The 10,402-nt window shown below is 42.6% G+C and carries 9 protein-coding genes; 3 read left to right on the forward strand and 6 right to left on the reverse strand.

The features are described from left to right. Positions 1-138, reverse strand: a 138-nt coding sequence (locus AC4II3_RS02170) for a helix-turn-helix domain-containing protein (protein ID WP_490722766.1), incomplete at its 3' end; no start/stop codon positions are given. A 932-nt stretch (positions 139-1,070) separates the two neighbouring features. Between AC4II3_RS02170 and AC4II3_RS02175 the strand changes: the two genes are divergently transcribed. After that, positions 1,071-1,268, forward strand: coding sequence for a hypothetical protein (locus AC4II3_RS02175; RefSeq protein WP_488008708.1), 198 nt, complete (start codon positions 1,071-1,073; stop codon positions 1,266-1,268). A gap of 212 nt (positions 1,269-1,480) precedes the next feature. Here the strand turns inward: AC4II3_RS02175 and folE are convergent, their stop codons facing one another. From folE to accA, 3 genes are all read right to left on the reverse strand, one after another. Further along, positions 1,481-2,203: a GTP cyclohydrolase I FolE gene (gene folE / locus AC4II3_RS02180; RefSeq protein ID WP_488008706.1), complete on the reverse strand. Its 723-nt coding sequence runs from the start codon at positions 2,201-2,203 to the stop codon at positions 1,481-1,483. A 124-nt stretch (positions 2,204-2,327) separates the two neighbouring features. Beyond that, positions 2,328-3,053, reverse strand: coding sequence for an SDR family oxidoreductase (locus AC4II3_RS02185; protein ID WP_488008704.1), 726 nt, complete (start codon positions 3,051-3,053; stop codon positions 2,328-2,330). A gap of 646 nt (positions 3,054-3,699) precedes the next feature. Beyond that, positions 3,700-4,674, reverse strand: a complete 975-nt coding sequence (accA, locus tag AC4II3_RS02190) for an acetyl-CoA carboxylase carboxyl transferase subunit alpha (RefSeq protein ID WP_488008702.1) — start codon at positions 4,672-4,674, stop codon at positions 3,700-3,702. Between the two features lie 685 nt (positions 4,675-5,359). Here accA and AC4II3_RS02195 point away from each other — a divergent pair. Beyond that, a complete protein-coding gene (locus tag AC4II3_RS02195) occupies positions 5,360-6,877 on the forward strand; it encodes a hybrid sensor histidine kinase/response regulator (protein ID WP_488008698.1) in 1,518 nt (505 codons plus the stop codon). A gap of 577 nt (positions 6,878-7,454) precedes the next feature. Beyond that, positions 7,455-7,934 (forward strand): VOC family protein, encoded by a 480-nt coding sequence (locus tag AC4II3_RS02200; protein ID WP_488008696.1) that lies wholly within the window; start codon positions 7,455-7,457, stop codon positions 7,932-7,934. A gap of 305 nt (positions 7,935-8,239) precedes the next feature. Here AC4II3_RS02200 and AC4II3_RS02205 read toward each other — a convergent pair whose 3' ends face one another. Both AC4II3_RS02205 and AC4II3_RS02210 read right to left on the reverse strand, forming a co-directional pair. After that, on the reverse strand, positions 8,240-9,163 hold the full coding sequence (locus AC4II3_RS02205; RefSeq protein ID WP_488008694.1) for a DUF6208 family protein: 924 nt from the start codon (positions 9,161-9,163) through the stop codon (positions 8,240-8,242). Positions 9,164-9,372: 209 nt separating this feature from the next. Beyond that, the coding region (locus AC4II3_RS02210; protein WP_488029151.1) for an alpha/beta fold hydrolase at positions 9,373-10,402 on the reverse strand (1,030 nt) is incomplete at its 5' end.

The following is a 10,402-nucleotide window of genomic DNA, read 5'->3' on the forward strand; positions in this document are numbered from 1 at the left end:
TGGTTCGGCTTTGCCATTTTCCCAGTCACTAATCGTCGTAATGCTGACACCAACAGCAACGGCTAATTTCATTTGAGTCAGATTGACGTGTTCCCTGAGTTTTACCAGGGTAAGAGGTTGATCTTCTTGGCTTTTCATAATAAATTGTTATTGTTCAAGAAAACTTGAACGGTTTGCTTAAATAGGGCTTGCGGATGAACTCTACATGTAGTGTGATAGTTACCCTCTAAAACCTACATGTCGTGTGTCGATGGCTAAATTGCGTAAGCCCTAATTAAAATAGGGCAGTTAACTTTGTTTTCTGCCCTTTTCTTGTTTGCCAGACAGCAGCAAGCCGTTTGGCGACCTCACATAGGGTTATTGGCTAGTTCAGTAAAATACCTTACCACTAACCATACCGTAGATAAATTTTCTGTAAAATGTTTGCACCAAACAGCTAATATTCCCAAAGCTATGCCAAGCTAGAGGCAAATCATCGCGCAATCGAAAGTAAGCCGCTTCAACACCAGCAGACTTACCTGATCAGGGGAATCTAACCCGCAACTAATTACGGTGACATTTCCCAAACCTCTCTATCGATTAGGTGTAGGCTTCTCGCCAACCCCAGCGATCGCTATTTCCTTACAGAAATGCGTCTGTTTTCGGGTATAAGGCAAGCTTTACTTATGACGGGATGCCCCACCGCCAAATTTCTGATTTCGATTGCTCTATCCACAGGAGGTTTGATGTCTACTGTCGTTAACCGGTGCATTTTCGGCTTTGGTCATCAACTTTAATAGACTTTAATTCACCATTACTTGCTCGTCTATTATAACTGATTAGACAAAAAGTGAGAAGAATTAGACAAAAAATAAGCAGAACTGTCACGCTGCGTTCAATTCCACGCACACTTTAGTACATATGTACTAACTTGCCCTGTCATTAATCCTGCCGAATGAGGGGCTATTTGCCCAAGAAAGCCTCCGCACCTGGTAAGACCCATCTCACGACCTTCCCAACGTGTAAAGATGGGTCGCTGATGGTAGCGGAAGGTAATTTTGCCTGAAATTCAAGTTTCTCAAAGAAAACCTATGTTGAATTATAGAGAAAAGCTAAATCCCTGGATCATTGTCCTTTTGCAACCCAAGCTCAGCAATATCACCGTTGGCCGATTCAGACGGCGCGGCAATGCTGAAGAACATCTACGGATTTTAAAGCAGATGATGCCTGAGGCAAAATTTTCCATTATGTTTGATGTGGAGACTATTAGGGAGGATGTTGTTAACTAGTGGCTAAGGTAAGTCATTAGTCATTACTCATCTGTCATCAGTAACTAGCGTTACTAATGTGTGTTGTTCACTAAGGACTTATAGAACCAGGGGTGAAAATCATGGCTCTACTCTTTGTCAGGTCTAAGCTAAACGTTAATTTTTCCAGAGATCTAATCACTAATGACTAATGACTTTTTTAGTAGGATTAGTTAACCGTTCAAGTCAAACCCCTAAAAGAAATTCGGCTGATGGTGAATTAGGTTGAGAAATTCCTCACGAGTTTTTTGATCCTCTTGAAAAATCCCGACCATCGCACTGGTGCCAGTCCAAGACCCTGGTTTTTGCACACCCCGCATCACCATGGACATATGGGTAGCTTCCATCACCACAGCCACACCCTTGGGATCTAGGACAGCTTGAATGGCTTCGGCAATCTTGCGAGTCAGCCGTTCCTGAACTTGCAGTCGCCGTGCATACATCTCGACCACACGAGCTATTTTACTGAGTCCTACCACTTTTTGGTTAGGGATATAGGCGACGTGAGCCTTACCCATAAATGGCAACATGTGGTGTTCACAGAGGCTAAAGAAATTGATATCCCGCACGAGTACCATTTCATTATGACCTTCGTCAAAAATTGCCCCGTTGACTATTGCCTCTAAAGACTGATTGTAACCACTAGTCAAGAATCGCATTGCCTCGGCTACCCGCTTAGGGGTTTTAAGCAGTCCCTCTCGTTGCGGGTCTTCACCAACACTCAATAGGATAGTGGTGACAGCGTTGATCATCTCCTGGTTCAGTTCTTCCAAAGGAGGTTGTAAATTGGGCTGGTGACCATTCTGGGTATTGCGCTCAGGACGGGTCTTATGCTGATGTTTCTCATTACCATTGATACTTTTAGCAGTTGAAACAGATTCAACACGGTTGAAACCATTGGAAGAAGCAATAGTCATGATTAATCTGATTAGATTGTAAACAAAAATGAAGTTGATATTGCCAGACCATAGGGACAGGTTAAATTGACACAGCAATAACCTTTCAGTGAACCAAAAGTGTGCTATTATTTTTACCTATACCCTAAAGAATTCCGGCACTGGGCATCAGAGTCAAGGACTCGATGACAGCCTGTTGTGGTAGCTCGACGGTGTGCAAAATTGACTGGGCAACAATTTCTGGGGTCAACATCCCTGACCGATTTAATTGCACCTGAACTGTATCTGTATCCCATAAAGGGGTATTGACTGCACCTGGACAAATGCTTACTACCCGGATACCATGGCGGCTTTCCTCCGCTGCTAGAGTCTTGGAGAGGGCAATCAGACCTGCCTTACTAACGCTGTAAGCCCCCCATTCCGGCAAGGGTTGCTCAGCAGCAATTGATGCCACGTTAATGATCGTGCCTTGGTGCTGGGCACGCATAGCAGGCAAAACCCCCTGGATGCACTGAAACACACTGGTCAGATTAAGGTCAATTAAGCGCTGCCAATCTGATAGCGGTGTCTCACTGAGATGTCTAGTGTAAGCCATTCCCGCATTATTGACGAGAATAGTGATCGGAGCAAAATCTGCTGTGATTTCTTCTATGGAAGATCTAACCTGCTCCAGCTCAGCTAAATCAAATGGATAAGCCTTAGCTTGCACCCCAGCTGCCCTAGCAGCAGCAGCAACCATCTCTAAGTTGTTCCGGGAACGGCTGACTAAGGCTACATCGATTCCTGCCTTAGCAAAGGCTAAAGCTGTTTCCTTGCCAATACCACTGCTCGCACCAGTAATTATGGCGCGTCGCTCAACAGTCGATGTCATCAAATTCTACAAGATTTTTTTACAAATGCTTCTCTACGGTCTGGATAAAACTCAGGATTGCTCGGAAGCAAATGCCCACATAACGCAGTTATTTGGTTTAAATCTGCTAGCTTTAAATCTGAATGGCCAGCTACAAGGTCACCAGAGGTGGAGCCAGTCGAATTAAGCTTAGGTTCAGTGAGTTGGTTAGGCACCGAGATTATAGACACTCCCTTAGGGCAGTTAATCTCCAAAGGCACAGCTAGGTTTTCGGTGTATCCGAAATTGTTTAGCAAACTGACTAACTACCTTAGACTATTGTGAACAATTGTTAATTGTATCATCATCCCCAGACTATTCAGCTACCAAGTCGGCTGTCAATAATAAACTTTGAGGATAGAAAAATCGGGATACGGTAATTCGTAATTGGGCTACCAACCTAAACATCGGACAAAATGCGGAGCATGATTAGCTCAATACCCCAGAGGATGAACCCCTTGCTATATATAGCAATATCATTTGTCACGCCTTAAGTTGGTAGCTGTAATTGGTAACGAACCTAACTATACTTGAGATTACGACCCTTGAGATCACTTCTTAGTTCAGTAACGCCTTGGGTACTTGGCAGATATACATCTGGCCCCTTTACCTTTTCACCCCTTCAAGACTAACTTTCTACAAAAATCCCCATATTTCGGAACTTCTGATAGCGCAAATCCCGGCGTTGTTGAGGGGTTAATTGAGTTAGTTCTGCCAGGTTTTCCAATAGGGCCTCTTTGAGGATAGAGGCGGCTGCCAAGGGATCCCCATGAGCTCCCCCTATGGGTTCCGATAAAACTTTGTCAATAATCCCTAATTCCTTGAGGTCCCAAGCAGTAATCTTTAACGCTGCTGCTGCCTGCTGTCCTTGGCTAGCATCTTTCCAAAGGATGGCAGCACAAGCTTCTGGACTAGCTACGGTGTAGACAGCGTTTTCAAACATCAAAACCCGATCACCAACACCAATTCCCAAAGCACCGCCGGAACCCCCTTCACCAATGACTGTACACATAATGGGGACATCAAGACGAAACATTTCTCGGAGGTTATAAGCGATCGCTTCTCCTTGTCCGAGTTCTTCCGCCTTTACACCAGCCCAAGCACCAGGGGTATCAATAAAGGTCAAAATTGGCATATCAAAGCGATTAGCGTGTTCCATCAGCCGCATCGCTTTACGGTAGCCTCCAGGCGCAGCCATGCCGAAGTTGCGAGCTACATTATCTTTAGTATCCCGACCTTTTTGATGTCCTAATATTACCACAGCACGACCCGCCAAAGAGCCAATCCCCCCTACTAAGGCTGGGTCATCATAACCACCGCGATCGCCATGCAACTCAAACCACTCATCAGTGATTGCCTGAATATAATCGAGGGTACTTGGACGCCTAGGGTGACGAGCTAGCTGTAGCCGTTGCCCTGGTGATAAACTATTAAAAATTTCCTGACGCAGTTGGATTGCTCTTGTCTCCAGTTGGCGGATTTGGTCAGAAACATCAACATTGTTTTCCTCTGCGAGTTCCCGAATTTGCTTAATTCGTTTTTCCAGCTCAACCAGTGGCTTTTCAAAGTCGAGACTAAAGGTTCTGTTTTTTGCTGGTGACATAGTTACTGGTCATTAGTCAATGGTCAGTGGGTTTCTGGGTCAGATTACAGGCCATAACTCCAGATTAGCAAACCCGTCAAAAATAGATTGGAATCCCACGCTTCTCTTATATCATCTGGTAGCATTAAAATTTTTGACAACTTAACATTTTCCTCAATCATTTGCCTGAATTGACCCTCTGCCCATCTGCCCATCTCCCCATCACTGTTTACAATTGACGATGTAAACTGTAACGATATGATTACTAGGCATTATTACTAGGCGTAGGGCTAGTCTCGTGCGGACTTGGCTTAATCCCCAAATCTAGACATAGTGTAATTGCTATTGACCTGAAACTTTGCCAGATTGGTGAATTACTACGGAAAATATAGATCTCAACAAAAGGATGGGGAAGATTGGAAAGTAATACCCTTGAATATCCACATCATAAGTAACTTAGGGGGAATAAATACCCCGGCTGGTTTTTCCGCACCCACTCTCGTTTCTCTTCCCCGGTCGCCCATAGGCGGGGTTTGCACACTCCCTGGGATTTTTGATGAGGAAAATTTGTGACACAGCTATCTATCTTGAAGAACTGGATGACTATATTCCTTATTACCAATCAACTCAAAGATTTAGCGCGAGGGTTTTACGAAGAGGAGATTGTGGCTTTAGTGGAAAACTATCTGCACTGGGAAGAAGAGCAATGAATGTCACCACGACGAATATCCCTGATCTTGACTTGAGCAACTTCACTATTTTGGTGATTGATGATAATCCCACCAATTTAGGAGTAGCCGTTGATTATTTGGAAGATGCTGGTTTGACGATTTTGGTAGCCCGCAATGGTGAGAGTGGCTTGAAGCGAGCTAAATATGCCCATCCAGATATCATTTTGCTAGATGTTTTGATGCCAGGGATGGATGGATTTGAAACCTGCTGCCGTTTGAAAGGGGATGACGAAACCAAAGATATTCCTGTAATTTTTATGACGGCTTTATCCGGTATAGAGGATAAGGTGAAAGGATTTGAGCTTGGGGGAGTCGATTATCTTACTAAACCGATTCAGTCACAGGAAGTGTTAGCAAGAGTCAAGGTACATTTACAACTGCGTTCCTTGACCAAAACCCTTGAAGACCAAACCAAGACCTTGGAGGATCAGAATCAACGTCTGAAAAAAGAAATCAAACAGCGCATGGAAGTGGAAGCAGAACTGAACGAAACTCTGCAACAGCTGCAAGCTACTCAAGATGAGTTGATCCAATCTGAAAAAATGGCTGCTCTCGGACAATTAGTAGCTGGAGTTGCTCATGAAATTAACACTCCTTTAGGTGCGATTAACTCCTCAGTTAGGAATCTTGCCAACTTTTTAGCTCACCACCTCAAGCAGTTACCTTCTTTTTTTCAAAAACTTTCAAAGGAACGCGAGTCGGATTTCTTTACCTTACTAGAACGCTCCAGCCAACAAACGACTCCTTTATCTACTCGGGAACAACGTCAAATCAGAAGAGCATTGACTGGCCAGATGACATCCCACTCGATTGAAAAAGCAGCACAAATCGCTAATATTTTAGTGGGAATTGGGGTTTCGGATGACCTAGAGCCTTTGTTGCCTCTCCTCAAAGACCCAGAGGGAGAAAAAATTTTACAAACTGCCTATCAATTTGCTAATCTCCAAACCAGTACCCGTAACATTGTTACCGCTGCTGAACGAGCTGCTAAAGTAGTGTTTGCCCTGAAAACTTATGCCCATGATGATTCGAGTGGTAACAAAATAGAGGCAAATATTATTGAAGGAATTGAAACTATTTTAACTCTCTATTATAACCAACTAAAATATGGTGTGGATGTAATCAGAAATTATGACTATTCCTTGCCTGCTATTCTTTGCTATTCCGACCAACTTAATCAAGTTTGGACGAACTTGATTCACAATAGCATTCAAGCTATGGATAGTAAGGGAACCTTAACCATTGATGTTAGAAAGCAGGATGATCAGATAAAAGTCAGTTTCACTGATAGTGGTAAAGGAATTCCCCCGGAGGTTATACCGAAAATATTTCAGCCTTTTTTTACGACTAAACCCCCTGGAGAAGGGAGTGGTTTAGGACTAGATATTGTTAAAAAGATTGTGGATAAACATCAGGGTCAGATTTTGGTGGAGTCGGTGCCAGGAAAGACGACATTTACAGTAATGTTGCCAATCGAGCTACTCTCAGAGTAATATCCTAAATCCTATAACGCTGCGCTTTAACTATTAGACTGTCATAGTAACCTATCCTCCTGAATTGTCAAGTACTTTACCAAAAATTACTGAATCTTTTAATTACTAGATAGACTAATTGGTTGGAGCCCAAGATAGTAACTGGCAGTTTAACTAAAAATTAAATAATTATTAATGTCAAGTCCCCTATGTTTACTAAGTTTCGCAAAAATTGTCAAGTCCTTGTCTTAATTCGTCGCTTATTTAAAATTACTAAATCCCTTACTCCGTCTAGAATTTAGAACTCTGACTAGAAAAAATAGTGAAGATTTGTTACTTATTTGGTTGAAGATTTGTTACTTATTTGGTTAAGGTTATGTCTTCTTTCTATAAGTCTGTGTATAATAATTTTTGGTTGGCTGAAGTTAACAAAACTGAAGCTAACTGACATTTAAATTTACTGATTTTTAGATGAGCTTTAGAGGTCTAGTTATAACCAGGCTTAACCTCTGAATATTGCTCTATGAAATCTAAATTTAAACTTAAATGTCCTAGGAGTAGACCACACCAAAAAAGGTTAGATAAGGATAACCTAAAAATGAAAATGATGCAAAAATTATTGCAAAAGCTCAAGACAGCAACAGTCATCGCACTGATCAGTGTTTTTGTTCTGCTAAGTTCTGGATGGACAAGCACCGCAGTTGCTCAAAACCCTATGGATAAGCTCGTAACGGGCTATGTATCTAAAGTAAATGTCGCCGATCTCGACCAAGCCATCTTCTTTTACCAAGAGCTTTTGGGCATGGAACGGGATACTTCCCGCGATACAGACCGTTGGACGCAGTTCTTTTACCCCAACGTGCCTGGCACCCAAATTGGCCTCTACCAAGACAAAGCTACAGGAACAGGAGAAGCAGCACTAACACTAGTTGTAGAAGATATATTTTTTGCTAGTGATGTCCTAATGTCTCAAGGGATTGAGGTTTCACCGATTCAAGATGTTGGTGAAGGAGTTCTATTAGCATTCTTTAAGGATTTTGATGGCAACAGCTTAACTCTTCGCCAGAACGGGTGGTAATTGGTCTTGACTGGTAGTTGGTATGAACTTTTCAGTCTTGACTTTTCACAGCGGAACGAAAGAAGAGGAGTGGTGATCATAAATCCTATTTAATCCTCTTTGATTCACTAATCCCCCTTTAGCCAAAACTACCCTTAGGTCGCGGTGATATAAACCGTGTCTAAATCAAAAAAGTCCCTACCTCAAGGACTAGATTATACTAGATTCTAAAGGGGGTTTTTCACCAGAATTTGGGATTATTGGAATTATTGGAATTATTGGAATTATTGGGATTACAAGATTCAGTACTACTTCAAGCTATTACTTCAAACAACGGCTATCTTCACCCAACTATTTTCAAATAAAGCATTGCGTTCAAATTTCGGATGAATCCGAACAATATAAATAGACTTCTGATCACTAGCAGATGTTGTATGTTCCGCTTCAGTAATTTTGTACCAATCTAGAGCAAAGCATTCACGGCTGTACAAGCTGTAGTAAATGTCATGGCTTGTTAACAGGGATGGTGCTAGTTTAAATTGAATAGATTCTCCTTTTTTAAAGGCACCATAGTAAAATTTTGTTTCTGGATTCGGTACAGGTAAGAATACTTTTTTTACAAATGGTTGGGGTAACCATTGCTTAAAGCGCAACAGGTTGAAAACATAGTAATTTAACCAGACATGAAGCCAATTTTTTCGTTTAATTAGGTCACGGTAAAAGCTGTTGATATCAGTAGGGGCGTTAATTTGCTTGGCATCTACGACGTTAACACCATCTGCTTTAACAGTAGGTTGCTCTACTGTGTCTGACCAGTGATAATACCGCAAACCTAATAAATATTTACCTGGTTTCAAGGTCACGGATTCCCATTGGTTGTCTCCGGATACGGTGAGGGAGCTGATATTAGTGATAGTTTCAAAATCTGGTAGACTGTAAACTACTAATGTCCAAGATTGGGCTGATTGTTTAGCTGCACTCGCATCAAAGCTAATTACTTCTTTGACCTGAATCGGTCCAACTAGAGAAATAATAGCGTGAAGATTCCAACGAGCTCGACTCATTGCCCAAATTAATTTGATGGGCTTTTTTAAAAACTCGGCTGAAACGAGTTGCCACTCAAGATTTTTAGTGTTTTTTTTGGAGGTAAAGTATCCCCCGATAGTTTGCATCACAAATCTTAGGATGCGGGAAAAGATGAAGGAGAGTATGGATAAGGGGATTTCCCAGAAAAGCTCTAGATTAGTCATTTTTTAGTATAGGGGAGGGAACAGGGAACAGGGAACAGGGAACAGGGAACAGGGATTAGGTAAAATTGGAAAAGAGCTGCGAAGATTTTTTGGTATTATTTTGAATCAAGATTTGCTTTTATTATCTAGTTGGTTTTGCTATATTTAGTAATTGGTATTGTTAAGTTTACCTGTTACCTTTTCCCTTTTACTTGTTACCTTGTCACTTTTTAATTTTTCAGTTTTAATCGGTTGTTCGCGATAATTGCAACTATAGCATCTGGTGCATCGACATGGAGGTTATGTCCTCCTGATAGTGTTACTGTTTGAGCGTGAGGTATTGCAGCTTGTTGCAAAGCTATGTCTTCGGCTCGGTTAAAGTTACTATTATTGCCATAAACTAAGGTAGTGGGAGCTTTAATTTGACTCAGTAGCTGTGTGTACTTATCTCGATTAAACGCTGTTCCACTTAAACCAATTCCAGTACGAACTTGCAATCTTGGATCCCAGCGCCAACGTACACCACCCTCACCAGGTTCGGTAAGTCGCTGAGCATGTTTTAAAGCCAATTCCTCAGAGAGGTTGGGGGTTAAGCGGCGCAGACGATTAGCAGCAGCTTGGATATCCTCAAAGACCTGGTGTTGGGGTGGGGAAGCGAGATAATCTAGGTGGGTTGCTATCTGTTGAGCTGTTTGATCGTCCTTCTGTTCTCCTGGTAGCACTGGCTCCAGCAATACTAAAGACTTGACCTTTTCGGGTCTGACACTGGCAAAGGTGGCAGCAACTACAGCGCCCATGGAATGACCCACTAGAATAAATGGCTGGTCTGTAAGTGCGATCGCATTTGGCGCGGCAGAGCCGAACGCATCCAAATCCCCTAAGTAATCGATTAATTGATAAGACCCTCCCATACCTACATGCTGGGAAAGTCCATGGCCTCGCTGGTCAGGTGCCACTACTCGATATCCCATACTTGCTAAGGGACGGGCAATTTCTTCCCAAGCCGCTCCATGTTCTAAAACACCATGGACACATAGGATTAATTCTCCATCTGCCGGACCCCAACTACACAGACAAAGCTGTAAACCCCGCACGTCTAGATAAGACTCCTGCATCGGTTCAAGTTCTTCCCGTAGCGTGGCCAATAGGCCAAGGTTAGAAGGTTGAAGGTTAGGAGGTTGTTCGCGTAGCGTGGCCAATAGGCCAAGGTTAGGAGGTTGTTCGCGTAGCGTGGCCAATAGGCCAAGGTTAGGAGGTTGT

The organism is Moorena sp., from assembly GCF_982860115.1.